Here is a 23,827-nt window from a genome sequence, read left to right on the forward strand (position 1 = left end):
TCACTGGTCGGTGTCGTTCCCCGTGTCACTGTCCGGGGAGTCGCTGTTGCGGTCGCCCTGGCCCGTGGTGCCGGTCGCGGGATTCGTACCGGAGGACGTGCCGTGGCCCGGGGACATGGTGGGCACCCCGGAAGTGTCGAAGTACCGGGCGGTCTGCGTCTCCGGATCCAGCGCCACCGTCGCGTAGACGGGGCCGTCGACCGGCGGGTACGGGGCGATGCGACGCAGACCCCACGGGGCCGCCGTCAGATGCCCCTGCGGCAGCGGGCTGCCCGTGGGGAATCGATCCATGTGGTTGAACACGGTCTTCCTTCCTGTCAGGAGTTCTGTCCTTCGCCTGACCTGCTCACCCGCACGGCATCGAGGAACACGATCCTGCTTGTGCGGGAGTCTCAGGGGCACCGGGAAGAAGAGGCGCCGGGGCCTACGTCGAAACCGGACCGGGATTCCGCAGCCCGTCCAGGACCCGTTGAAGGAGGCTGATGTCCGGTGCGCGGGCCTCGACGGCCAGTCGGCCGTCGCCGTACCAGCAGCCGAGTTGCCGCCGCCACGCGATCTCGGCACGCTGCATCTCCGCGCGGATCTCGCCGAGAGCTATTCCCGACTCGACTCGCAGGCGCACAAGGTCGGCAGGAGTAATTCGGACCGACTCTGGGACAGCAACCGCGCCGACCTCGTCAGCCGGATGCGTCGGGCCGAACGCAAGCTGCACGCACGCGTCCGGGAACGGGTCGCCGACCAGTTCCTCCGAGGGCAGGAGTCGTAAGGAGATACGCGAGATCAGCATGCGGCCGGCACCCACAGGTCTGCCCAGACGAGCTTGCCCCAACGGTGCAGGTCGTAGCCCCACCGCCAGCTCAGCGCCTCGACCAGGATCAGACCACGGCCGCCCTCGGAGTCACCTTCAGGACAGCCCGGTTCCGGGGTGTCTCGGCACTTGTCGGCAACGCCGATCCGAATCACTTCGGTCGTCTCACGCCGAATCACCACACGGACCACCCGACAGGGCGTGTGGCTGACGGCATTGCTGATCAGCTCCGAAACGATCAGAGTGCCCGCCTCGACCAACTCGCCTATGCCCCAGGTGTCCAGAGCCGCGGAGACAAGCAGACGTGCGCGGCGCGCGGATTCCGGCTCGCACGGCATCGTCTCGGTGTAGCCAGGAATGCCGGTCGCTGTTGGTTTGGCGGCGGTCATGGTCAAGGGGTCATCCCTCCGAGGCTGGGACGCCCGCCCCGCGAACGAGTGCGCCGGGGCGGGCTTTCCTCCATGCCGTCGAGGGACAGGAAGGGGGGACCTCGTCCGCTCAACGGCTGATACCGAGTCAACGACCCGTGGCCGCAGAGGAACAGGAAGGGTCGTGCTTCTGCCGGTCGCCCCGAACCGGAAGACTTTGCGCTCCCGTGACCTGAGGCCTGGCCCGGCCGGTGACCGCACGTCTACGGTCAGTGGCATGGGAACGAACGCCGTCCTCAAGGCCCGGATGGAGGAACTCGGGCTCACCCAGGAGGAATTAGCTGGTCGGATGAACGCTGCCTTGGCCGAGATCACCGGCAGACCCGGCGACGTCTCCGCCCGCACGATCCGCAACCTGCTGAACGGAACTTCCCGCCGCCCTATCGGACGCACGTGCGCGGCGCTGGAGCGGGTGTTCGGCTGCACGGTCACTGACTTAGGCTTTGAGGCACCACGCATCATGCAGCACCCGCAGGAGGACCCCGTGCGGCGCCGCTCCTTCATCGCCTCAGCCACCGGGACCGCAGCCGCCGCGGTTCCCTTGATATCGCAACGCCGTGCGGTCGGCATGTCGGATGTGGCCCGAGTCGCCGCCGGCCTGAACACCCTCGTCGAAGCCGACGACCGTCAGGGCGGGCACGCGGAACTGGAAAAGGCCGCCGTCCAGGGCCGCGACGGCGTGCTGGAGCTCCAGCAGCGCAACGCCGGTGAACGCGTCCGCCGAGCCCTGTACGCACTGGCCGCGGAGTACACCGCCATGGCGGCCTGGTCCTGCATCGACGTCCGCAACCTTGACCAGGGCCAGAGATACCTGAACGAAGCCGCGACATACGCCGGCCTCTCACAGGACGGACCTACGCACATGCGCGTGTGGGTCAGCATCTCCGCATTGGCCTATCAGCGCGGGAACTGGCCCGAAGCGCTCGCGGCGGCGCAGGCCGCGCAGGCATCACAGGCAGCTCGCAGAGATCCGTTCTTTGATTCGCTGAGCAGGGTTCGCATGGCCCTCGCATACGCACCCCTCAACGACAGCCGCAGCGCCCTGCACGCCCTCGGATCCGCACAGGACAGCCTGGCCAAGGCAGTGGAACAGGAGCGCCCCAGATGGACGGCCTTCTACGGCCCGGGGGAACTCAACCACCTCGGCGCCATCGTCCAGAACCGCAGTGACCGCTACGCGCACGGCGAAGCCATGGCACACCGCGCCCTGAGCAGGATCCCGCCCGCGTTCCGCCGTAACAGGGCGATGGTGACGATCCAACTCGCCCTCGCCCAACTCCATCAAGGAGACATCGATCAGGCCACGGCCACGGCGACCGAGGTCTTCACAATCATGGACGGCACCCCCCTGCCCGGACGGATGCGGACGCGAATCGGCGATTTCCACCGGGATCTATTCCGCCTGCCCCCCTCCGCCGCCCCGGCACAGGAATGGGCGGACCGCATGCGAGACGAATGGAGCCGAGCGTGATCGACCTGCGCCACTTCAAGCACGGCAGCCTCCCCGAGGGCTTCCGGCAGATGCTCATCGATGTGCACGACGACGCCTATGCCGACGCGATGGGCGACCCGTTCAACCAGCGCTTCGGGTGGTTCGTCGACCACTGGTCGGGCGCGGAGGGCTTCACGTGCGTCGTGGCCTACGACGGGGACGAGCCGACGGGCTTCGCTTACGGCGCTCCAGCCGTCCCTGGCCGCGAGTGGTGGCTCTCCACCGGCTATGAACCGGCGGACGGCCGCATCTCCACCTACGCGGTTTCCGAGCTCATGGTGCGCCCCGGGTGGCGCAAGCAAGGCATTTCCGAGCAACTGCACGAGGCACTGCTGAGCGCACGTCCGGAAGACCTCGCCGTGCTCCTGGTCGACGTCACGCACCCCAAGGTGCGGGCTCTGTACGAGTCATGGGGCTACGCGAAGGTCGGCGAACGGCGACCCTTCGCCGACTCACCGCTGTTCGCGGTCATGGTCAAGGATCTCCGGGACTGAGTCGCCGTCAGCCAGTGACAAGACGGCTGTCGAACCCCGCCCGCACAAGTCGCTCGTAAGCGCCATACACATCCGCCGGCACTTCCTGCTCGACGGCGAAGCCGAGCTTCGCATACTCGATCACCCGTTGCAGATCGCCCACCAGCATGTCCACGACGAGCTTCTCGTCGCCGATGGACTTGATGTAGTCGTCCAACTCCAGCGGCTCGGAGGCACACACGACCTCCACCTCGGGCCACAGCTTGCGGCAGGTCGCGTACGAACGGCGCTCCATGTACGGCTTGGAGATCAGCAGCAGAGACTCGACCCCGATGCCGGCCTTGGCCAACAACTCGCGGGAGAAGGTGATGTTCTGGCCAGTGTTGGCTGCCTTCGACTCGACCAGGACCGCCTCGTCCGGCACGCCCAGGCTCAGCGCGTGCTCGCGGTAGTGGACGGCCTCGCCGCGCGGGAAGCGTGCCCGGGTAGTGGGGCTGTTGCCCCCGCTGAACACCACGACCGGGAAGAGACCAGCGCGGTAAAGGTCTGCGGCCGTGGTGGCCACCCCGAGGTCGTGGCTGCCCAGGCCGATCGCCGTCGAGCAGGGCCGCTGCTCGTGTCCCATCTGGTGGTAGTTCCAGATCAACATCGCGTCGCGGAACTGCTCGTCCGTCGTCTGACGCTGCTGATGCTGCGGCATCCGCGCCTCCCTGCGATATCCGTCCACGACATTCCATCAGTGCTTTATCGGATGCCGCGACCATCAGCCCTCGTACCGGTCTGAAGCACTTGGCTTCCAGGACTGCCTCGATACATCACGCCGCCCCGGACATCCGACCTAGACGATTCAGCAAGATACGTAAATGCCGCGTACCAGTACGACCTTCACTCATACGCTTAAGCCAACCGCAACTACCTTGCCGTTCTCGGCCTCGCTGCCACTCTGTGCTGCTACAAGTGACTGGGCAGCCTAACCACATAGGACACCGTCTTAGACTGCAGCCTCTCGGGCAGCCTGTATCGCATCGTCTGCCGCCATGCCGCAGTGGGCCCACGCAATGCCGAAGCTGGCACCAACCTTCAGGGCACGCTCCTGGGCCACGTACGGCTGGAGGACTTCATTGCGCAGTCGTACGGCGAGGTCCTGGGCAACAGCGCGGTCGAGTCCGTCGGCGAGGACCACGAACTCGTCGCCTCCGAACCGGGCGACTGTGTCACCGTCGCGCACTCCTTGGGACAGCCGTCGGGCGACCTCAATGAGGACCGCGTCGCCCGTCTTATGCCCGAACCGATCATTGACCGACTTGAAACCGTTGAGGCTGCAGAAGAGGATCGCGAGCCCCTTGGTGCAGTAGTCCTGGTCGCCCTCGGGAGCTACAGCGTGCACGTGGTAGTCATAGCCGTCGGAGTCGCGATACGCCGCCAGCTCCATGGACTGAATCACGCCGGGGTAGGCCACGTTCTCGCAGAGACGGGCCGAGAGGCGGGAGAGCAACTCGGCGGAGTTCGGCAAGCCTGTCAGAAAGTCGTGCGAGGCGCGGTGCGCGAGTTCGAACTCACGGCGCTTGCGCTCCTCGATGTCCTCGACGTGGGTGAGTAGAAATCGGGGACCGTCGGCGGCATCGGCGACGACGCTGTTACGCAGGCTGACCCACACGTAGGTGCCGTCACGGCGGCCCAAGCGCAGTTCAGCACGTCCGCCCTCGGCGGACGTTCTCAACAGAGTGCCGATGTCCTCGGGGTGGACGAGATCGGAGAAGGAATAGCGACGCATCGCGGAGGCGGGCCGGCCCAGGAGACGGCACAGGGCGTCGTTGGCACGCAGGATCCGCCCATGCTGCTCCCCACCCATCTCAGCGATGACCATGCCAGCGGGGGCGTACTCGAACGCCCGCCGAAAGCTCTCCTCACTGGCTCGCAAGGCCTGCTGGTCGCGTTCGAGGCGGACCAGCGCACGCTGCATGTTGGCGCGCAGACGCGCACTACTGATCGCGATCGCGGCCTGGAACGCGTAGGACTGCAAGGCTGCACGCTGCGCCGGGCCAGGGCGGCGGCCCGTGCGTGGCTTGTCTACGGAGATGACGCCGAGCAGTTCTTGTTGGGTGCCATCAGGTACGTACATTGGTGCGAATAGGCGGTCTGCGGGATGCCACCCGTCCTCGGACCGGGGTGCGGGTCCGTCCATGTACCACTGTGGTATGTCGTCTCCTTCAAGGGTTTGTCCCTCGGTGTGGGGGATGAAGCGAAGGTTTCCCCACGCCTCGCCCATCGACAGGCGGCGATCCCAGGAGGCGCGGACGCCGACACGTCCGGTGATGCGAGCCTCAGCCTCTGCATTGCCGGAGAAGGACGCAACAACCAAATCCCCGTCTGGGCGTACAAGGTTCACACACGCCAACTCGAAGCCCAATCCGGCCACGACACCGTCCGAGACGGCTTGCAGCGTGTCGGCCAGACTGCGGGCGACATGGATGTCTTCAATGGCGGTCTGGAGGTCGTATCGGACGTCGTGGGCCTGGTCCGGCACGTAGGCGGGGTTTCTGACGAAGGCTGTGCGACCAACCTGATTGCGGCCCAGGCATTGCGGATCGGGTCGTGCTTGACGCCGCAGGATCGACTGGACCCCTTGGAAGACTGTGTCGAGGTCGAGGAACTCCGGGGCATCTGCCACACCGTCGGCCAACACCCGTACCAAGGCGCCGGTGAATGCCGTGAATGTCTCCTCGGGTGGCGCCAAGGCGATTGCGCGCTCGTCGGCGGCCGCCAGTACATACGTACCTTCCGCCTCAGCTAGCGCCGCAATGCTTGAAGCAGGCGACTGCACTCCCATCGCACGCGCACTGAAACAGCAGTCAAGGATGACAATGCAACGTGCTGCACCGCTGTCAGCCAGCCGCATGCGCACCCAGTCGTAAGGAAACGCGGTCGAATGGACCGAGCCCTTGTCGCTGTCGGGCATCGCCAGGTGAAGACGCCCTTGGCGGTCGAGTAGCCCATGCCCCGCGTAGTAGAGCAGCAAGGTGTCCGTTGCAGCCTCGGCGGCACGGAGGATCGCTTCGTCTACTTCACGTGTCGAAGTGGGATTGAGTAACTGGGCACAGTGTGATGAGCCCAATTGCCACACATCACCAGCAAACAGTTCGAGCAGCGTCGACACATTCCGACGAACCGCTGGCAAAGGCTCAAGACTGTTGAACTTGTCTACACCGATGAACAGTGCCCTAGATTTTTCCGGGTCAGGAAGCCTGCTCACGCCACAGCGCCTACTGCTGCTCACCGAGCAACTGCTCTATCAGGCGCTGTGCCTCTTCGCGGGATGTGCCTGTGATCGTCACCTTGCTGCCGTCGGCGCGCTCGACGGTGATGGTCGGTTCCTGGGGACGGGTGGCCCGCCACGAAGCGATCGACACCCCGAGCGACGCCGCGCTGATTCCACTGCCCAGCACCAGCGACACCAGATCCAGCACCGCGCCTTGCTGTCCTGGGACCGGCGCGGATGACGACGCCATCTCCACATGTGCCTCGCGTCGAACCGTGCGGTCCAAGAGCAGCCACTCATACAAGGACCGGACGTCGTCCTCGGCCGAGTCGCCAGCGATCCGCAACGCCAACTGCACTTCCCACCCCCGCTACGCGCTGTCCTGCCGACCGCCAGCATAGAAGGTCGAACATGGTCGCATCATCGGTCGTTCACCCGGGCCGCCGTCGACCTGTACAAGGTGCGATTCGTCCGCCGCACCACATAGGAAACCGTCTAAAGCCACAAGGGCACATCCAGGGCACATGAGCCCGGGAAACGGCGTTGACCCGTGAGAACTACGGGGAAGAGTTACCCCAGGTCAACGCACATTCCCCTCCAAAACCCCAGGTCAGCACCCCGCCCCTCCCAGTTGCTGCACGAGTGGCAGGACTTCAGCCATCGGTTGCATGAGGCGGGGCATCAGCCGTACTGCCTTGTGTGGCCCTGATCTGGGGTTTCGGTAGTTTGGGCAGGGTTTCCGACCCCGCCCTCGCCATGTGCTGAGACGCTGCGGTTGTGGGCCCCGCGGGGTGACGTCGACCGGCGGGAACTCCTTCATGTGCGCCGCGTCACAGTCCATGCCTTCCGCCAGCCCGCCCGGCGCCGTCTGATGTCGCGGTCGCCCATCCTCCGCAACGGATCTCACCGAACCGGCGGTGCCGCCGCTACGGCCGACAGCTCTGAACCAAACCCGGGAATCAGGCCGCGACGAGCTCCTGCTCATGGGCCGGCGTTTTGACCTTGGGCTTCTTGTTCGGCAGCGAGAGCCGGAAGACCTTGCGCCACGCGGAGAACACCTGCTTGGGCAGCGGCCCGGTGACGTAGTCCAGCTCGTACTTCTCGAACAACGCGCGCACCTTCACCGCGACCTCGGCGTACCGGTTGCTCGGCAGGTCCGGGAACAGGTGGTGCTCGATCTGGTGCGACAGGTTGCCGGTCATGAAGTGCATGGCCTTGCTGCCGCTGATGTTCGCCGAGCCCATCATCTGGCGCAGGTACCACTGGCCGCGCGTCTCGCCCTTGATCGACCGGCGCTCGAAGACCTGTACGCCCTCGGGGAAGTGCCCGCACATGATGACCGAGTGGGACCAGAGGTTGCGGACCAGGTTCGCGGTGAACGTGGCGGCGAGCGTGGGGAGGAACGACGGGCCCGACAGCAGCGGGTGGATCACGTAGTCCTTGAGCACCTGCCTCCGGATCTTGCGGCCCACGGCCTTGGCCCGCGCGCGGAACTCCGGGTTCTTGCGGCGGCGCTTGTGCAGGTTCTTGCCGAGCTCCAGGTCGTACGCGGCGATGCCGTACTCGAAGAAGCAGGCGTTGATGAAGTTCCACAGCGGCTGGCCGAGGTGGAAGGGGTGCCACTTCTGGTCCTCGTCGACGCGCATGATGCCGTAGCCGAGGTCGTTGTCCTTGCCGATCACGTTGGTGTACGTGTGGTGCAGCTCGTTGTGCGAGTGCTTCCACTGGTCGGCCGGCGAGACGTGATCCCACTCCCAGGTGGTGGAGTGGATCTTCGGGTCCCGCATCCAGTCCCACTGGCCGTGCAGGATGTTGTGGCCGATCTCCATGTTGTCCATGATCTTCGCCACGGACAGCCCGGCGGTGCCGATCAGCCACGCGGGCGGGAAGATCGAGAACAGCAGCACGCCCCTGCTGACCAGCTCGAGCTTGCGCTGCGCCGAGATGACCTTGCGGATGTAGGCGGCGTCCTTCTCGCCGCGGTCGGCGATCACCTCGTCGCGGATCGCGTCCAGCTCACGGCCGAGCTCCTCGATCTGCTCCGCGGTCAGGTGGGCGGTGGGGTCGATGGCGGTCAACGTGTTCCTACCGTTCGATGTCGCAGGGGCCCGCCGCGGCGGACACGCAGGTCTGGATGAGGACGCCCGGTTCGGCCTCAGTGATCTCGCCGGTGCGCAGGTCACGGACGGCGCCCGCCTTGAGCGGCGTGACGCAGCCGAAGCAGATGCCCATGCGGCACCCGGAGGGCATGAGCACGCCGGCCTCCTCGCCGACGTCCAGCAACGGCGTGGCGCCGTCCGCGTCGACGGTCTTGCCGGTTGCACTGAAGGTGACCTCGCCGCCGTCACCGGCTACGACGATGCCGGGGCGGAAGCGTTCGGTGTGCAGGCGCTCCGGTACGCCGTGTTCGCTCCAGTGCTTTTCGGCGGCGTCGAGCAGGCCCGCGGGCCCGCAGGCCCAGGTCTCGCGCTCGGCCCAGTCGGGCACGAGTTCGTCGAGACGGGCGATGTCGAGCATGCCGTCGGTGTCGGTGTGCACCTCGGTGAGCCGCAGCTTCTTGTCCGCGACCAGGTCGTGCAGTTCGTCGCGGAAGATCACGTCCTGCGGCTGTGGCGCGCAGTGGACCATGACGACGTCGTCGAACGCGGTGTCGCGCAGCATGCCCATCACGGGCGTGATGCCGCTGCCGGCCGTCAGGTAGAGCACCTTGGCGGGCTTGGCCTGCGGCAGCACGAAGTCACCGGTCGCCTGGTCGAGCTGGATCAGCGTGCCCGGTTTCGCCCTGCGGACCAGGTGGTTGCTGACCTTGCCGTCCGGGATCGCCTTCACGGTGATCGTGACGCGACCGTCCCGGCGGTCTGTCGGTGAGGTGAGCGAGTAGGCGCGCCACAGGCGCACCCCGTCGACGTCGACACCGATCCGCACGTACTGACCGGCCGTATGGCCGCGCCAGCCGCGTCCCGGCCTGATCACGATGGTCGCGGCGTCACCCGTCTCGGGGTGCACGGCCTCGATGCGCCCACGCAGGTCGGCGCCCGCACGCAACGGGCTGACCAGGTCGAGGTAGTCAGACGGCAGCAGCGGTGTCGTGACCATCTCCAGCAGTTTCCACGCCCTACTGCGGAGGGCTGCACTCGTCATGACTCCAGCTTGCTGCGCCTCAGGGCGTAAAGTCCTGACCGCAGGATGTGAATCTGCTCGGCCGAATTGTTCGCGGGGAACAAAACATGAGCCATGCCCGCCAGAGGGCCAGCGAACTGGCCCTGGATGAGACGACGGTCACCGCACTGCGGGCCGCGCTGAGGACCACCGCCGACGAGGTCGTCCAGGCGATCATCGACGAGGTCCCTCCCTACGCAGGCGCCCTTTCGGGCCGCATGGGCGGCACCATCCGCCGAGCCGTGCGCACCGCCCTGGGGCACTACCTGGACCTCGCGAGCGGGAACGCCACGGGCGGCGACGCCGGTGACGCGGCCTACGAGCTGGGCCGCGGCGAGGTCCGGGACGGCCGTTCGATGGACGCCCTGCTCAGCGCCTACCGCGTCGGCGCCCGCGTGGCCTGGCGATGCCTGGCAGCGGGTGCCGTACCGGCGGGTCTGCCCGCCGCCGAGGTCGCCAAGTTCGCCGAGCTGACCTTCGCCTACATCGACGAGCTCTCCGCCGCGAGCGCCGCGGGCCACGCCGACGAACTGGCCGCCCAGGGCCGGGCCCACGAGCGCCACCTGGAGCAGTTGGCGCGCGACCTCCTCGCCGACGCGAGCCCCGACGTACTGCTCGTCTCCGCTCAACGGGCCGGATGGCAGCCTCCGGTCACGCTGACCGCGGTCCTGCTGCCCGCCGCCCAGGCCCGGCCCGCCTACCGCGCGCTCGACTCGAGCACCCTCGTCCTCGACGATCTGCCGGACGCCTTCGGCGTGCTGCTCGTCCCTGATGCCGACCGATCACATCTGTTGCGGCAGCTGACCGACCGTACCGCCGTGGTCGGCCCGGCCCGGCCATGGACTCGTGCGTCCGCCTCGTACGCACGAGCCGTCCGCGCGCGCTCCCTCTCCTCCGATATCCGCGACACCGAGGACCACCTGCCCGAGCTGGTGCTGAGCGCCGACGCGGACGCGTTCGCAGACCTGCGTGCCCGAGCCCTCGCACCGTTGCGGACCTTGCCTGTCGCCACCGCGCGGCGGCTGGAGGAGACGCTGCGGGCGTGGCTGCTGCACCAGGGCAGGCGGGATGAGGTGGCGGCGGCGTTGTTCGTCCATCCCCAGACCGTCCGGTACCGGATGTCGCAGCTGCGGGAGCTGTTTCCGGATCTCGCATCGCCGCACCGGGTCCTTGAACTGACGCTGGCGGTCGGCCTTCGGGCCGGCTGACACGTTCTTCGACCGTCCAGGACCGCGCAGGCGAGCGGTCCAGGAATCGTGCCTCGTCCTCGGTGCCGCCACGCTGTTACTACCTTGAGGCAGGAGTTGGCGGGGTCTTCAGGCCCCGCCTGTGTCATGTGGTGGAGCGGGCGTCGGGAGGCATGTGGGCGGTTCCGTGCGGGAACCGCGTTGCCCCGTCGGGCTTCTCGGCGTTTCCCTGGCGTAGTCCTCTATCCAAGGAAGTCCGGTCATGCCCCGTCCCGCACATATCGCCATGGTCGGTACGTCTGCGGTCAGCCATGTGCTGCCCAGCCTGGAGATCGTCCGTGAGCTGGTGGCCCGCGGCCATCGGGTGACGTACGCCGTCTCCGGTCGCGTCGCCGAGCTGATCTCCCCCACCGGCGCCGAGTTGGTCGGCATCGCGTCGACCCTTCCGGTCGCCGACGGTGACTGGCCGCAGGATCCCATCGGCGCCGCCTCTCTCTTCCTCGAAGAGGCGATGGCCGTGCTGCCGCAGTTGCACGCCGCGTACGACGACGCTCCCGCCGACCTCTATCTCTATGACGTCGGCGCGTACGCGGGCCGGGCGCTGGCCGAGGCGCAGGGCCGTGGTCTCGTCCAGCTGTCCGCCGCGCAGGTGGGCTGGGAGGGTGCCCGGGAGCAGCTCGGCGCGTCGTTCGCGGGGCTGCCCGGGGGTCCCGCGTACCGGGCGCGGTTCGAGGCCTGGCTGAGCCGGTGCGGTGCGGTGACCACGGACGTGGAGGAGTTCATCGGGCGTCCGCGTCGGGTGCTCGCCATGATCCCGCGCGCCCTGCAGCCGTATGCGGACCGTGTCGACCCCGAGGCTGCGACGTTCGTCGGCCCGTGCTTCGGCGCCGGCCAGGAGCGGGACGGGTGGAAGCGGCCGGCCGGTGCGGAGAAGGTGCTGCTGGTGTCGCTGACCGGCTCGGCGTGCCACGGGCCTCAGGAGATCTACCACCAGTGCCTGGCGGCGTTCGCGGATCTCCCCGGGTGGCATGTGGTGTTGCAGACCGGCGGCAGTGGCGGTGGCGGCGGTCCCCTCAGTCCGGGGAACCGGATTCCCGCCAACTTCGAAGTACGGCCGTGGGAGCCGCCGTTGACGATCCTGGAGCATGCGGACGTGTGGGTCACGCACACCGGCATGGGCAGCAGCGGCGAGGGCCTGTACGCCGGGGTGCCGATGATCGCGGTACCGCACGGGGCCGATCAGCAACTGCACGCCGGCCGGCTCGTCGAGCTGGGCGTCGCCCGCCGCATCGATGCCGCGGACGTCACGGCGGCGACGCTGCGGACCGCGCTGATGGAGCTCATCGGCGATCCGCGGGTCGCCGCCCGCTCGGCCTGGCTGTGGTCCGAGGCGCGCGCCGAGGGCGGCACCCGCCGGGCCGCGGATCTGGTGGAGGAGCAGCTGATGGAGGAGCAGTTGGTGGGGGACGGAGTGGGCTGAACAGCTCGGGCCGCACGTCACCGTCACCCCACCCCCCTTCGGTTCCTACAGGCTGCGCGCGGTGATGTCGCCGTACGCGGTGGTCGCGTTGATGGTGAGGCCTGCGGCGGCGCCGTCCGCGTTCTTGAGGGTGTTGTGGATCCGCCCGTAGCCGGTGCCGGCGTCGAGGGCGGCGGAGACTCCGCGGGCGGCGCCGACCGAGATCCCGCCGTGCTCGGTGCGCAGGGTGAGGGTGCCGTGCTGGGCCTCGGTGATGCGCAGCTCGCCCTTCTGGGTGCTGATCTGTGCGGGACCGGCCAGGCGGCCGACCGTGACGTCGCCGGCCAGCAGGGTCAGCCGGGCGCTCGCGGCCTCGTCGAGCTTGACCGAGCCGTGGGCACCGTCGAAGACGACGTCACCGAGCCGTCCTACGCCCCGGAACTCACCGCTGGCCGTCTTCGCCTCGACGTGGGAGCCGGCCGGGAACTGGACGGTGACCTCTACGGCTCCGGAGGGGCCGAAGTACTGGTTCTTCGCCTCGGGTGCCTCGATCCGCAGGACGCCGTCGCCGTAGGTGACCTGGATCTGCTCGGCCGCCTTCACGTCCCGGCTCTTGGTGGCGTCCGCGGGCAGGATCTCGACCGTGGTCTCGGCCCGGTCGGCGGCGATGAACCGGACGTGGCCCGAGGGGATGTCCAGGACAGCGGAGACGGGGGCGGGGGTGTCGAACTTCTGCATGATGCTCTCCTGTACTCGCCTTCGATGTTTCTGACATTCGAAACGCTACGTTGCGTTCGATGATCCGGCAATCACATCGTTGCGCTGAATCGGCATCTCCGCAGTTCACTGCCGCTAAATCATTGCAACGACTCTGAATGCAATGCAACGATCCCTCGACTCGTCGTTGCAATGAATGCTGATGAACGCTATGCTGGCGACATCAGAGGCCGAGAGAGACCCCCGAAGGGAGCCCCTGATGCCGGGAGGCAGGCTCACCCAGCAGGAACGGCAGCGGATCGCGCTGGGTCTGGCCGACGGCCTCGCCTACGCGGAGATCGCCAGACGTCTCGAACGCCCCACCTCGACCGTCACGCGGGAGGTGATGCGCAACGGCGGTCCCACCGCCTACCGCGCCGACCTCGCCCACCGGGCCACCGAACGCCGCGCCCACCGGCGCCGGCAGGCCGCGCCCCGGGGCGGCGAGGCGCCCGCGCAGGCCTACGGGCGGGACGCCGAGGCCGTGCGGGAGTACGAGGAGACGTTCACGACCGTCCTGATACAGACGGGCACGCCCAAGATGATGGCCCGGGTGCTGACCTGCCTCTACACCAGCGACGCGGGCAGTCTCACCGCCGCCGAGCTCGTCCGGCGCCTCCAGGTCAGCCCGGCGTCCATCTCCAAGGCCATCGCGTTCCTCGAAGGCCAGGGCCTGGTCCGCCGGGAGCGCGACGAACGCCGGCGCGAGCGCTACGTCGCCGACAACGACGTCTGGTACCAGTCCATGATCGCCAGCGCCCGCGGCACCACCCAGCTCGCCGAGACCGCACGCGAGGGCGTGCACGTCCTCGGCCGTGACACCCCGGCCGCGATCCGTCTGGAGAACATCGCCCGCTTCCTCGACTTCGTCTCCGAGAGCATCGCCCGCGCCGCGGACCAGGCCCGCGACATCCTCCACACCCAGCCCGGGACGACGTCGGACGACAGCAGCACCACCTGAGCGAAGCAGGCTTACGCCCGTGTCACCCCCGGTCCGCCCGCCCGCCCGCCTCCTTCTCGTCCGGAGCGCGGGGCGCCGGGGCCGTAGTGGCCCGGGGGATCACATGCGTCGGCAGGACCACGTGTCGTTCGCGTTCCGCATGGGCGTCTTCCACCTGGGAGTCCTCGATGAGCCGCAGGGCCAGTTCGCCGGCCTCACGGCCGATGTCCGAGGGTGACTGGGCCACCGTGGACAGGTCGAACCAGTCGGCGAGCGGCTGGTCGTCGAAGCCGAGGACGGAGATGCGCTCCGGAACGGCGATCTGCGTCCGGCGCAGGGTCCGGACGACCGCGACCGCGACCTCGTCCTGTTCCGCGAAGATCGCGGTGGGCGGCTCGCGCAGGCTGAGCAGCCGGCCGAGCGCCTCGGCGGTGCCGCGCTTGTCGCCGACCGTCGTCGCGGCGACCAGGTCCTCGTCGAGGGGGACGCCCGCCTCGGTGAGCGCCTGCCGGTAGCCGAGCAGCCGTTCGTTGGAGCTGAACGAGAAGCCGCTGGCGCCCTCGGTCTCCAGGAAGGCGATCCGGCGGTGGCCGAGGTTGAGCAGGTGCCTGGTGCCGTGCAGGGCGCCGGCCACGTCGTCGACGTAGACGCTCGGCCGGCCCTCGACATGCTGGCTGACGTAGATGACGGGCATGCCGAGGCTGTCCAGGCGCGCGGTCTCGGCGTCAGTGAGGTCGAAGGAGAACACCAGCAGCGCGTCGGCGTTGCGCCGGGCCGGCAGGCGTTCGAAGAACGAGGTGCGCTCGGTCATGTCGGGGATGACATAGACGCTGAGTTCCATGCCCGCCGACCGCAGCAGCGGGGCCAGGCTGGACAGTGCGGCCCCCATGAACCAGGCGTCGAGTGTGGGCACGAGCACCGCCACGTTGCCGGTCCGGCCCGTGACAAGGCTTGCAGCCTGCCGGGACACGGCGAAGTTCAGCTCGCGCGCGGCCTCCTCGACGCGGGCGCGTACCTCCGGCGACACGGTGGAAAGCCCGCGCAGGGTACGGGAGACGGTGGATGTGGAGACCCCGGCCCGGTCGGCTACGTCAGCCATCGTGGGGTGCCGCTGAGCTGGTGGCATGAGCGGACGGTAGCACAGGCGGCACCGCGTTCACCGGCCTTTGCGACAGCGCTTTCATTGCAGTCTGCGCACCATTACCGCGAAGTAGCGCATTGACTTCCGGATAGCCCGCCCCTAGCTTGCAAGCGTTGTCCTGACGGCTTCGAATTGTCGTCGAATCACCCCGACCCCTGCCAGGTACAGGGCTTTGACCTGCTGCTTCCACCCGAGCAGGTCGTGACAACGCAGTCTCATGAGGTTTCCGCACGCCAGGAGAGACAGTGACGACCCAGACCTCGACATCCTTGACATCCTCCGGAGCCAGAGCCGCCGTACTCGCCGCCTCCGGCCTCCTCCTCGCCGCCTGTGCCTCCCCCGGCGGCGGTGACTCCGGGCAGGCCGGGGCCGCGGGGTCGTTCGAGGGGCGCGGCCCCATCACGTACGTCGCCGGCAAGGACACCTCCGGCACCGTCCAGCCGACGATCGACCGTTGGAACAAGCTGCACCCGAAGGAGAAGGTCACCTTCATCCAGCTGCCGACGGACCCGGACGCGCAGCGCCAGCAGATGATCCAGAACGCGGAGACGAAGTCCGACGCCTACACGGTGCTTTCGCTCGACGTCGTGTGGACGTCGGAGTTCGCCGCCCACCAGTGGATCGACCGGCTGCCCGAGGAGCGGTTCCCGTTGGGCGAGATGCTCGACCCGGTGGTCGAGACGGCCAGGTACCGGGGCGGCCTGTACGCCGTCCCGGCCAGCTCCGACGGCGGGATGCTGTACTACCGGACCGACCTGCTGAAGAAGGCCGGGATCGACCAACCGCCCACCACCTGGGCGGAGATGAAGGCCGACTGCGCGAAGGTGCGGAAGCTGCCCGAGGCCAAGGGCATGTCCTGCTACGCCGGGCAGTTCCAGAAGTACGAGGGCCTGACGGTGAACTTCGCCGAGGCCGTGAACTCGGCCGGCGGCACCGTCACCGACGCGAACGGCACGCCGCACGTCGACACTCCGGAGGCCAGGAAGGGCCTGGACTTCCTCGTCGGCTCCGTCAAGGACGGGACGATCCCCAAGGAGGGCATCACCTACCTGGAGGAGGACGGCCGCCAGGCGTTCCAGGCCGGCAAGCTCGTCTTCCTGCGCAACTGGCCCTACGTGTACGCGCTGGCCGCGAGGAGCGGGATCGAGGGGAAGTACGCCGCCGCCCCGCTGCCCGGGCTGAACGGGCCCGGCGCCTCCAGCCTGGGCGGACACAACATGGCCCTGTCGTCCTCCGCCGAGAACAAGGCCACGGCCCTGGACTTCATCAAGTTCTTCACCAGCGAGGAGAACGCGGCCACCTTCCTCAAGGACGCCTCCCTCGCCCCGCCGTACGCCTCCCTCTACGACGACAAGGAACTGACCGAGCAGTACCCGTACCTGCCCGTCCTGAAGGAGTCCATCCTGCGCGCCGTGCCTCGCCCGCGCGTCGTGCGCTACGGCGACGTGACCTCGGCGGTCCAGCAGCACGTGTACGCCGCCCTGACCGGGGAGAAGAGCGGCGCGCAGGCGTTGAAGGACCTTCAGGCGGCCCTGCGGAAGTCCGTCGCGCAGTGAGGAGCGGGAGCATGGCCAAGACCGAGATCCCGACCGGAAGCCCGAGCCCGCCTCGGCAGGACGCCGTCACCGGGCCGCCCTCCGGACCCGTGAAGCCCTGGCGGCGCAGCCCCGCAAACCCCGCCCGCGCCACCGCCGGCTCGGGCCGGATGGCCGCCCTGCTCGTGTCCCCGACCCTGCTGGTGCTGTCGATCGTCGTCGTGTACCCGACGCTCATGGCGCTGAAGGAGTCGCTGTACGGGCCGAAGGGGCTGGACCCGGCGACCGGGTTCATCAGCGACACCGAGCCGTTCGTGGCGCTGAAGAACTACGCCGACATCTTCGGGGAGGCAGGGGAGCGGTTCTGGAACGCCTTCTGGAACACCACCTTCTTCACCGTCGTCACGGTCGGCCTGGAGACGGTGATCGGGGTGGCCATGGCCCTGATCATGCACAAGGCGTTCCGGGGCCGCGGCCTCGTGCGGGCCGGGATCCTGATCCCCTGGGCCGTGCCGACGGCGATCTCCGGCCTGCTGTGGCGCTGGATCTTCAACAGCGACGGTGTCGCCAACACCCTGATCGGCCATCAGGTGCTGTGGACCACCGAGGGGTTCCACGCCAAGGTCGCGGTGATCATCGCCGAGGTGTGGAAGACGGCCCCGTTCATCGGCCTGCTCGTCCTGGCCGGTCTCCAGGTGATCCCGAAGGAGGTCTACGAGGCCGCCCGCCTCGACGGCGCCCGCGCACCGAGGCAGTTCTGGCACATCACGCTGCCGCTGGTGAAGCCCGCGCTGCTGGTGGCGGTGCTGTTCCGGTGCATGGACGCGCTGCGGATGTTCGACCTGCCGTACATCCTCGTCGGCGCGCAGAAGCACTCGGTGGAAACCCTGTCCATGCTCGCGCAGAACGAGGCGTCCAACGTCCGCTTCGGTCCGGCGTCCGCGTACGCCGTGCTCCTCTTCCTCTACGTCTTCCTCATCGCCCTGGCCTTCGTACGGCTGCTCGGAACGGATCTCGTCGGAGGGGGCGCCGTCGGCCGACGCAGGCGCCGCGGTGGGGAGGTGACGGCATGACCACGACCGTCACCGCCAGATGGCGCTCCGGACTGCTGTACGCCGGAGTAGTCACCGTCGTGGCCTACTGCCTGGCCCCGTTCTACTGGATGCTGGTCTCCAGCCTGCGCCGCACCTCGGACATCTTCGACACCTCGCTCGTCCCGTCGCCGGTGTCCTTCGAGAACTACCGGGCGGTGTTCGACCCCGCGCAGGGCTTCGGTCGCGCGCTGCTGAACAGCCTGGTCGTCGCCGGGGTCACCACCGTCCTGGCGCTGCTCCTGGCCACGTTCACCGCCTACGCGATGGCCCGGCTCGACTTCCGCTTCAAGCGGCTGATCCTGACCCTCGTCATCGCGACCTCGATGTTCCCGGTCGTGTCGATCGTGGTGCCGCTGCTGAAGCTGTTCACGGACGTCGGCTGGATCAACACCTACCAGGCGATGATCGTGCCCAGCATGTCCTTCGCGCTGCCGCTGGCGGTGTGGAACCTGACCACGTTCTTCCGGCAGATGCCGGACGAGCTGGAGCACGCAGCCATGGTCGACGGCTGCACCCGGGGGCAGGCGTTCCGCAGGGTCATCGTCCCGCTGGCCGCACCGGGCATCTTCACGACGGCGATCATCACGTTCATCGCCGCCTGGAACGAGTTCCTCATCGCCCTGTCGATGACCAACAAGCCGGACATGCAGACCGCGCCGGTCGCCATCTCCAAGTTCACCGGTGCCACCACCTACGAGACGCCGTTCGGCAGCCAGATGGCCGCGGGCGTCCTCGTCACGGTCCCGCTGGTGGTCATGGTGCTGCTCTTCCAGCGCCGCATCGTCGCCGGACTCACGGCGGGCGCGGCGAAGTAACACGACTTCCCCTACGACTCCCCCCGACGACCAAGGAGCTACTGAGCCTTGTCCCCCACCACCGCGCCCTGGTGGCGCAGCGCCGTCATCTACCAGGTCTACATCCGCAGCTTCGCCGACGGGAACGGCGACGGCATCGGTGACATCGCGGGCATCCGCTCCCGGCTGCCGTATCTGAAGTCGCTGGGCGTGGACGCCGTCTGGATCAACCCCTGGTACAAGTCCCCGATGGCCGACCACGGTTACGACGTGGCCGACTTCCGGGAGATCGACCCGTTGTTCGGCACGGTCGCCGAGGCCGAGCGGCTCATCGAGGAGGCGCACGCGCACGGGATCCGCGTCATCCCGGACATCGTGCCCAACCACACCTCCGACCGGCACGCCTGGTTCCAGGCCGCGCTGACGGCCGGTCCCGGCAGTCCGGAGCGCGAGCGCTACGTCTTCCGGGACGGCCGGGGCGCGGACGGCTCCGTGCCGCCCAACGACTGGGTCTCCTGCTTCGGCGGCCCCGCCTGGTCCCGGCTGCCCGACGGTCAGTGGTATCTGCACCTCTTCGCACCCGAGCAGCCGGACCTGAACTGGCGGCACCCCGAGGTGCGGGCCGAGTTCGAGTCGATCCTGCGGTTCTGGTTCAGCCGGGGTGTGGACGGCTTCCGTATCGACGTCGCCCACGGTCTGATCAAGCACCCGGAACTGCCCGACCTCCCGCCCCGCCGCGACCCGGACACCGCGCGGCCCTGGCAGCACGTCGACCATCCGCACTGGGACCGCGACGAGGTCCACGACATCTACCGCGCCTGGCGCAGGGTGGCCGACGAGTTCCCCGGCGACCGGTCCTTCGTCGCCGAGGCCTGGGCGGACACCCCGGAGCGGCTGGCCGCGTACGTCCGGTCGGACGGCCTGCACACGGCGTTCAACTTCGACTTCCTGATGTCGAGTTGGCACCCGAAGGACCTGCGCGAGGTCATCGACGGCTCCCTGGAGATGCTCGGCGCGGTGGGTGCCCCCGCCACCTGGGTGCTCTCCAACCACGACGTCGTACGCCATCCCAGCCGCTACGGCCGCACGGCCACCAAGCGCTGGCTGGCCAACACGACGTACGAACCCGAGGGCCCCCTCGACCTGGAACTGGGCACCCGGCGCGCCCGCGCCGCCGCCCTGCTGATGCTCTCCCTGCCGGGCGGCGCCTACATCTACCAGGGCGAGGAACTCGGCCTGCCCGAGGTCGAGGACCTCCCCGAGGCCGTGCTCCAGGACCCGGTCTGGGAACGCTCCGGGCACACCGACCGCGGCCGCGACGGCTGCCGGGTCCCGATCCCCTGGTCCGGCACCAGCACCCCGTACGGCTTCAGCCCCGACGGTGCCGACGCCGCGCCCTGGCTGCCGCAGCCGGCCGACTGGGCTCCGCGCACCGTGGCCGCCCAGACCGGCGACGAGAGCTCGATGCTGGAGCTCTACCGGACGGCGCTGCGCCTGCGCCGCGAGCACCCCGCACTCGGTGACGGCGGCCTGACCTGGCTGGACGCCCCGGAAGGCGTCCTCGCGCTCGGCCGCGACCCGGGCTTCGTCTGCGTGGTCAACCTCTCGGCGGAGCCGTACCCGCTGCCCGAGCACACGTCGGTCCTGCTCGCGAGCGGTCCCGTCGAGGGCGGCAGGCTGGCGCCGGACCAGGCGGTGTGGCTGACGGTGTGACGGACCCCCGCTCGGCGTCGGGGCGGGGCTCCCGGCTCCCGCCCCGATCAGGGAGGCGGCCGAGCTTCCGGAAGCAGGGGCTGGATCCTTCGAGTGAAGATCGGCTGTCGGGCCGCGTCCGTCCACGGAGCCCCGGATAGGTAGAAGGCGATCCCGCGCCGCTCGGCGCCACCCCGCCGCGACCTCTCAGGAGGCACCACCGTGCCCGTCCCCCCGCTCGACCACCGTGCGACCGGCTACAGCCTCGCCCACGCCTACTGGCTCGCCCGCGCCTCCGACCTGGCCTACAAGGACGAGGCCACCATCGAGCGGCTGTTGCGGGAGTGGGGCTTCGACCGGGTCCGGCACCACCGGAGCACGTTCACGCCGCCGTTCCCGTTGCAGGACACGCAGGCGTACACGGCCGCCAACGAGCACATGATCATCACCGCGTTCCGCGGCACCGAGCCCGTCAACATCCGTGACTGGCTCACCGACGCCACGACACCGCCCTGTCCCGGTCCGGCGGGCACCGGCCACGTCCACTACGGCTTCGCCGAGGCCCTCGACTCCGTGTTCCCCAAGGTCAAGGACACGCTCGCCGAGTTCCACGACAACGGCCAGACCCTCTGGTTCACCGGCCACAGCCTGGGCGGCGCCCTGGCCATGCTCGCCGGCTGCCGCCTCTACCTGGAGGACCCCGAACTCCTCGCGGACGGCGTCTACACCTACGGCCAGCCCCGCACCTGCGACCGGTTGCTGGCGGCGTCCTGCAACAAGGCGTTCAAGGACCGCCTGTACCGCTTCGTCAACAACAACGACATCGTCCCGCAGCTGCCGCCCGAGCCCGTCTTCCACCACGTGGACGTTTTGCGCCACATCGACTCCGGCGGAAGGGTCCGGGAGTCCATGTCCCTCCTGGGCGGCCTGGCCGACCGCGGACGTGGCCTGACCGCGGACGTCTTCGCCCCGGCCGGCGACGGCATCCGCGACCACTTCATGGCCAGCTACCTGACCGCGCTGGAACGCAACCTCGTCTGAGAGGCGGGCACCTGCCCCGGGAACAGGGCGCGGACGCGGCGCGCGTCCGGGACGACGAAGACGCCGTCGGCCGTGACGAGGTGCGTGTCCGGGTCGGCCTCGGTGGCGATCGACCCGGTCACCTGGACCTTGCGGGCGTCCGGACCGGGGACGTCGGTGACGCGGGCGAGGATCCGCAGCGGTGTCTCCAACGGGACCGGTCCGTGGTAGCTCATCAGGAGCGAGACGGTCAGCCCGGCCATTCCGGCCGCCGCGCAGGCCCGGCCCATGAGCTCGTCCAGCCAGAAGGGACCGCGTGCGTGAGCAAGCCCAGCCCGACGACCCGGGAGCGGATCGTGGCCGGTGCGGCCGACATGATCAGCCGGCGCGGCCTGAACGCGACGAGCATCCGCGAGACGGCCAAGCACGCACGGGCGCCGCTCGGCTCGACGTACCACTACTTCCCTGACGGCAAGCAGCAGTTGGCGACCGAGGCCGTCCGCCACACGGGCGCCTGGGTCGCCGGGAGTCTGCGCAAGGAACTGGAGGCGGGGCCGGTCGCCGGGCTGCGCGCGTTCCTCGGCCTGTGGCGCGGGATCGTCGTCGGCACCGACTTCCGGGCGGGCTGTCCGGTGCTCGCCGTCTCCATCGAGGAGCCCCCGGCCGACGAGCCGCCCGCCGCCCTGCTGGCCGCCGCCGAGGTGTTCGAGGAGTGGGAGGGCCTGCTGGCCGCCTCCCTGCGCGAGCACGGCGCCGAGCCCGGGCAGGCCGCGCAGGTCGCGACGCTCATCGTGGCGGCCGTCGAGGGGACGGTGGCGCTGTGCCGCGCGAAGCGCAGCGTCGAGCCCCTGGACCGGACCGCCGAGCAGTTGCGGACGCTCATCCTCACGACGATCAAGGACTGAACAGGCGGTCAGGGACTGAACAGGCAGTCAGGGGCCGAACAGGCGGTCAAGGACTGAACAAGCGGTCAAGGGCAGGACAAAGGCCTGATCGTCGGGGGCCGTCAGTCGGTGATCACCGGGCTGCGGCGGATCCACTCGTCGCCGTGCACCGCCCGGAGCATGAAGGCGGCGACGTCCGCCCTGCTGATCGAGGGGTTGCCCTTCATCGGCAGCCTGTCGTCCGCGAGGAACGCACCCTTGGCCGGGCCGTGCGTCAGCTTGGTCGGGAGGACGACGGTCCAGTCCAGCCCGCTGGAGCGGATGCTGTCGTCCGCCAGGGCCTTGTCGGCGTAGAGCGAGCGCAGCAGCGTGCTGTAGATCAGCTTCTGCGGCGCGCTCGACCAGTCGAAGGTGTGACCGACGCCGAACGACGACAGCCAGACCAGACGGGCTACGCCGGCCTCCGCCGCCGCCTCCGTCACGGCCGCCGCGGCGCGGGTGAACAGGCCGTCCGCGCGTACCGAGTTGCCCCTGCCGAGGGCGGAGACGATCGCGTCGTGCCCGGCGAGAGCGGCGGCGACGTCACGGCGCGACGTGGCGTCGCCCGCGACCGGCGTGACCTTGTCGGCCAGGTCGCCCAGGCCTGCCGGGTTGCGCACGAGGGCAGTGACGGAATCGCCGGAGCGCACGGCCAGGTCGACGAGATGGCGACCGGTGGGCCCGGTGGCACCGAGGACGAGCAGCTTCATGGCGGGTACCTCTTCCGAAGCGCGAGCAACTTAAGCGGACAGCTGTCCGCTACGCTGAGAAACGTAACGGACAGCTGTCCGCTTAGCAAGGGGCCGGTACCGCCGACGGCGCCCTCAGGCCCGTCCGGGGGCTCCCGCCCGCAATCCGTCCATGACGATGTCCAGCAGCCGGGTCGCCTGATCGCGCCAGTCCTTCTCGGGGTCGATCTGCCAGATGCCGGCGATGGCGAGGATGAAGTCGTCGGCGGTCACGCCGGGCCGGATGGTGCCCGCCTCGTGGTTGGCGTCGAGCAGGAGGTCGATCGCGGCGACCACCAGGGAGTAGCCCGGCCGCTCCGGGCCACCCGTCGCAGTCGTGGCCTGCCGCAGGGCGTCGGCCAGGCCCGACTTGGCCAGCGCGAAGTGGGCGAGGCCGTCCATCCACTCGCGCAGGGCCTGATCGGGCTCCCGTGACTTCACCAACTCGGCCGCACTGTCGGTGAGTTGCCGCACCTCGTGGCGGTGCACCTCCAGGACGAGCGCCTCGCGGTTGGGGAAGTTCCGGTAGAACGTGCCCTGCCCGACCCCCGCCTTCTTGGCGATCACACTCAGCGGGGCGTCCGGCGAGCGCGACAGCTCCGCCAGGGCGACCTGAAGAATGCGCTCACGATTGCGCTGCGCGTCCGACCGCTGCGGCGTACCGCTCCTCGACTCCACCGGCCTCCCGCCTTCCGTCCCCGGTACCGGACTACTGTCCGCTTGGCTCCACCTTAACGACGGCGCCGGGTCGTCCAGCGGTCAGCGGGGCACCCGGCGGTCGAGCCGATGAGCCGATGAGCCGCTGGCGGCTCGGAGCGTCAGGACGCGCCGCCCGGCACCGGGCCCGCGAACCCCGGACGGGACGCGTCGTCGATGCCGACCTCGTAGCGGATCCGCGGGCTCACCTCGTTCCCGTCGACGTGCGCGCCGGTCGAGCCG

Annotated in this window: 24 protein-coding genes; 11 read left to right on the top strand and 13 right to left on the bottom strand. The window is 69.0% G+C overall.

The annotated features are described in order from the left end of the window. The 3 genes from tgmA to ACZ4UU_RS21760 all read right to left on the bottom strand — a co-directional run bounded on the left by tgmA (position 1) and on the right by ACZ4UU_RS21760 (position 1,197). Positions 1-303 carry a putative ATP-grasp-modified RiPP gene (gene tgmA / locus ACZ4UU_RS21750; protein WP_471905004.1) on the bottom strand — a complete coding sequence of 101 codons (303 nt, stop codon included), beginning with the start codon at positions 301-303 and terminating at the stop codon, positions 1-3. Positions 304-424: 121 nt separating this feature from the next. Further along, complete coding sequence (locus ACZ4UU_RS21755; RefSeq protein ID WP_471905005.1) at positions 425-787, bottom strand: hypothetical protein; 363 nt, start codon at positions 785-787, stop codon at positions 425-427. Further along, a complete protein-coding gene (locus ACZ4UU_RS21760; RefSeq protein WP_471905101.1) occupies positions 781-1,197 on the bottom strand; it encodes an ATP-binding protein in 417 nt (138 codons plus the stop codon). The genes ACZ4UU_RS21755 and ACZ4UU_RS21760 overlap by 7 nt, the downstream gene beginning before the upstream one ends. Positions 1,198-1,360: 163 nt before the next feature. On the opposite strand from ACZ4UU_RS21760, the gene ACZ4UU_RS21765 reads away from it, so the two are divergent. Beyond that, positions 1,361-2,707 carry a helix-turn-helix domain-containing protein gene (locus ACZ4UU_RS21765; protein ID WP_471905006.1) on the top strand — a complete coding sequence of 449 codons (1,347 nt, stop codon included), beginning with the start codon at positions 1,361-1,363 and terminating at the stop codon, positions 2,705-2,707. Next, positions 2,692-3,222, top strand: coding sequence for a GNAT family N-acetyltransferase (locus tag ACZ4UU_RS21770; protein ID WP_471905007.1), 531 nt, complete (start codon positions 2,692-2,694; stop codon positions 3,220-3,222). The genes ACZ4UU_RS21765 and ACZ4UU_RS21770 overlap by 16 nt, the downstream gene beginning before the upstream one ends. Positions 3,223-3,229: 7 nt before the next feature. On the opposite strand, the gene ACZ4UU_RS21775 is transcribed toward ACZ4UU_RS21770, so the two are convergent. From ACZ4UU_RS21775 to ACZ4UU_RS21795, 5 genes are all read right to left on the bottom strand, one after another. Beyond that, entirely contained in the window at positions 3,230-3,901 is a 672-nt protein-coding gene (locus ACZ4UU_RS21775; RefSeq protein ID WP_471905008.1) for a YdcF family protein, read from the bottom strand. 291 nt (positions 3,902-4,192) lie between these two features. Then, positions 4,193-6,454, bottom strand: coding sequence for a caspase, EACC1-associated type (locus ACZ4UU_RS21780; protein WP_471905009.1), 2,262 nt, complete (start codon positions 6,452-6,454; stop codon positions 4,193-4,195). A 10-nt stretch (positions 6,455-6,464) separates the two neighbouring features. Then, positions 6,465-6,818: an effector-associated constant component EACC1 gene (locus tag ACZ4UU_RS21785; RefSeq protein WP_471905010.1), complete on the bottom strand. Its 354-nt coding sequence runs from the start codon at positions 6,816-6,818 to the stop codon at positions 6,465-6,467. A gap of 601 nt (positions 6,819-7,419) precedes the next feature. After that, a complete protein-coding gene (locus tag ACZ4UU_RS21790) occupies positions 7,420-8,538 on the bottom strand; it encodes a fatty acid desaturase family protein (protein ID WP_471905011.1) in 1,119 nt (372 codons plus the stop codon). A 7-nt stretch (positions 8,539-8,545) separates the two neighbouring features. Then, complete coding sequence (locus ACZ4UU_RS21795) at positions 8,546-9,601, bottom strand: ferredoxin reductase (RefSeq protein WP_471905012.1); 1,056 nt, start codon at positions 9,599-9,601, stop codon at positions 8,546-8,548. An 86-nt stretch (positions 9,602-9,687) separates the two neighbouring features. Here ACZ4UU_RS21795 and ACZ4UU_RS21800 point away from each other — a divergent pair, with 86 nt between their 5' ends. Continuing rightward, entirely contained in the window at positions 9,688-10,827 is a 1,140-nt protein-coding gene (locus tag ACZ4UU_RS21800; protein WP_471905013.1) for a PucR family transcriptional regulator, read from the top strand. A 241-nt stretch (positions 10,828-11,068) separates the two neighbouring features. Continuing rightward, positions 11,069-12,286 (top strand): macrolide family glycosyltransferase, encoded by a 1,218-nt coding sequence (locus ACZ4UU_RS21805; protein ID WP_471905014.1) that lies wholly within the window; start codon positions 11,069-11,071, stop codon positions 12,284-12,286. Between the two features lie 45 nt (positions 12,287-12,331). On the opposite strand, the gene ACZ4UU_RS21810 is transcribed toward ACZ4UU_RS21805, so the two are convergent. Next, on the bottom strand, positions 12,332-13,003 hold the full coding sequence (locus ACZ4UU_RS21810) for a DUF4097 family beta strand repeat-containing protein (protein WP_471905015.1): 672 nt from the start codon (positions 13,001-13,003) through the stop codon (positions 12,332-12,334). 238 nt (positions 13,004-13,241) lie between these two features. Here ACZ4UU_RS21810 and ACZ4UU_RS21815 point away from each other — a divergent pair, with 238 nt between their 5' ends. Then, positions 13,242-13,982: a GbsR/MarR family transcriptional regulator gene (locus ACZ4UU_RS21815; protein WP_471905016.1), complete on the top strand. Its 741-nt coding sequence runs from the start codon at positions 13,242-13,244 to the stop codon at positions 13,980-13,982. 22 nt (positions 13,983-14,004) lie between these two features. On the opposite strand, the gene ACZ4UU_RS21820 is transcribed toward ACZ4UU_RS21815, so the two are convergent. Beyond that, positions 14,005-15,087: a LacI family DNA-binding transcriptional regulator gene (locus ACZ4UU_RS21820; protein WP_471905017.1), complete on the bottom strand. Its 1,083-nt coding sequence runs from the start codon at positions 15,085-15,087 to the stop codon at positions 14,005-14,007. A 284-nt stretch (positions 15,088-15,371) separates the two neighbouring features. Here ACZ4UU_RS21820 and ACZ4UU_RS21825 point away from each other — a divergent pair, with 284 nt between their 5' ends. From ACZ4UU_RS21825 to ACZ4UU_RS21845, 5 genes are all read left to right on the top strand, one after another. After that, the gene (locus tag ACZ4UU_RS21825; RefSeq protein WP_471905018.1) at positions 15,372-16,658 is read left to right on the top strand and encodes an ABC transporter substrate-binding protein; all 1,287 of its coding nucleotides are present in this window, start codon (positions 15,372-15,374) and stop codon (positions 16,656-16,658) included. A gap of 11 nt (positions 16,659-16,669) precedes the next feature. After that, positions 16,670-17,710, top strand: coding sequence for a carbohydrate ABC transporter permease (locus ACZ4UU_RS21830; protein WP_471905019.1), 1,041 nt, complete (start codon positions 16,670-16,672; stop codon positions 17,708-17,710). Then, positions 17,707-18,546 carry a carbohydrate ABC transporter permease gene (locus ACZ4UU_RS21835; protein ID WP_471905020.1) on the top strand — a complete coding sequence of 280 codons (840 nt, stop codon included), beginning with the start codon at positions 17,707-17,709 and terminating at the stop codon, positions 18,544-18,546. Before ACZ4UU_RS21830 ends, ACZ4UU_RS21835 begins: the two co-directional genes overlap by 4 nt. Before the next feature lie 48 nt (positions 18,547-18,594). Then, the gene (locus tag ACZ4UU_RS21840; RefSeq protein ID WP_471905021.1) at positions 18,595-20,238 is read left to right on the top strand and encodes a glycoside hydrolase family 13 protein; all 1,644 of its coding nucleotides are present in this window, start codon (positions 18,595-18,597) and stop codon (positions 20,236-20,238) included. Positions 20,239-20,439: 201 nt separating this feature from the next. After that, positions 20,440-21,258: a lipase family protein gene (locus ACZ4UU_RS21845; RefSeq protein WP_471905022.1), complete on the top strand. Its 819-nt coding sequence runs from the start codon at positions 20,440-20,442 to the stop codon at positions 21,256-21,258. On the opposite strand, the gene ACZ4UU_RS21850 is transcribed toward ACZ4UU_RS21845, so the two are convergent. Beyond that, the gene (locus tag ACZ4UU_RS21850) at positions 21,225-21,527 is read right to left on the bottom strand and encodes a hypothetical protein (protein ID WP_471905023.1); all 303 of its coding nucleotides are present in this window, start codon (positions 21,525-21,527) and stop codon (positions 21,225-21,227) included. The two genes, ACZ4UU_RS21845 and ACZ4UU_RS21850, sit on opposite strands and share 34 nt — an antisense overlap. Positions 21,528-21,557: 30 nt before the next feature. On the opposite strand from ACZ4UU_RS21850, the gene ACZ4UU_RS21855 reads away from it, so the two are divergent. Further along, positions 21,558-22,142, top strand: coding sequence for a TetR/AcrR family transcriptional regulator (locus ACZ4UU_RS21855; protein WP_471905024.1), 585 nt, complete (start codon positions 21,558-21,560; stop codon positions 22,140-22,142). Positions 22,143-22,243: 101 nt separating this feature from the next. On the opposite strand, the gene ACZ4UU_RS21860 is transcribed toward ACZ4UU_RS21855, so the two are convergent. Next, a complete protein-coding gene (locus ACZ4UU_RS21860; RefSeq protein ID WP_471905025.1) occupies positions 22,244-22,870 on the bottom strand; it encodes an NAD(P)-dependent oxidoreductase in 627 nt (208 codons plus the stop codon). Between the two features lie 114 nt (positions 22,871-22,984). Further along, positions 22,985-23,566 carry a TetR/AcrR family transcriptional regulator gene (locus tag ACZ4UU_RS21865; protein WP_471905026.1) on the bottom strand — a complete coding sequence of 194 codons (582 nt, stop codon included), beginning with the start codon at positions 23,564-23,566 and terminating at the stop codon, positions 22,985-22,987. Positions 23,567-23,827: the final 261 nt, after the last annotated feature.

The sequence above is a fragment of the Streptomyces sp. NPDC028907 genome, assembly GCF_055564995.1.

What these genes read in the sequence shown, in the direction of transcription:
- ACZ4UU_RS21755 (WP_471905005.1), bottom strand. Translation starts at nt 787, where the DNA reads ATGCTGATCTCGCGTATCTCCTTACGACTCCTGCCCTCGGAGGAACTG.
- ACZ4UU_RS21760 (WP_471905101.1), bottom strand. Translation starts at nt 1,197, where the DNA reads ATGACCGCCGCCAAACCAACAGCGACCGGCATTCCTGGCTACACCGAG.
- ACZ4UU_RS21770 (WP_471905007.1), top strand. Translation starts at nt 2,692, where the DNA reads ATGGAGCCGAGCGTGATCGACCTGCGCCACTTCAAGCACGGCAGCCTC.
- ACZ4UU_RS21775 (WP_471905008.1), bottom strand. Translation starts at nt 3,901, where the DNA reads ATGCCGCAGCATCAGCAGCGTCAGACGACGGACGAGCAGTTCCGCGAC.
- ACZ4UU_RS21795 (WP_471905012.1), bottom strand. Translation starts at nt 9,601, where the DNA reads ATGACGAGTGCAGCCCTCCGCAGTAGGGCGTGGAAACTGCTGGAGATG.
- ACZ4UU_RS21800 (WP_471905013.1), top strand. Translation starts at nt 9,688, where the DNA reads ATGAGCCATGCCCGCCAGAGGGCCAGCGAACTGGCCCTGGATGAGACG.
- ACZ4UU_RS21805 (WP_471905014.1), top strand. Translation starts at nt 11,069, where the DNA reads ATGCCCCGTCCCGCACATATCGCCATGGTCGGTACGTCTGCGGTCAGC.
- ACZ4UU_RS21810 (WP_471905015.1), bottom strand. Translation starts at nt 13,003, where the DNA reads ATGCAGAAGTTCGACACCCCCGCCCCCGTCTCCGCTGTCCTGGACATC.
- ACZ4UU_RS21815 (WP_471905016.1), top strand. Translation starts at nt 13,242, where the DNA reads ATGCCGGGAGGCAGGCTCACCCAGCAGGAACGGCAGCGGATCGCGCTG.
- ACZ4UU_RS21820 (WP_471905017.1), bottom strand. Translation starts at nt 15,087, where the DNA reads ATGCCACCAGCTCAGCGGCACCCCACGATGGCTGACGTAGCCGACCGG.
- ACZ4UU_RS21830 (WP_471905019.1), top strand. Translation starts at nt 16,670, where the DNA reads ATGGCCAAGACCGAGATCCCGACCGGAAGCCCGAGCCCGCCTCGGCAG.
- ACZ4UU_RS21835 (WP_471905020.1), top strand. Translation starts at nt 17,707, where the DNA reads ATGACCACGACCGTCACCGCCAGATGGCGCTCCGGACTGCTGTACGCC.
- ACZ4UU_RS21850 (WP_471905023.1), bottom strand. Translation starts at nt 21,527, where the DNA reads ATGGGCCGGGCCTGCGCGGCGGCCGGAATGGCCGGGCTGACCGTCTCG.
- ACZ4UU_RS21860 (WP_471905025.1), bottom strand. Translation starts at nt 22,870, where the DNA reads ATGAAGCTGCTCGTCCTCGGTGCCACCGGGCCCACCGGTCGCCATCTC.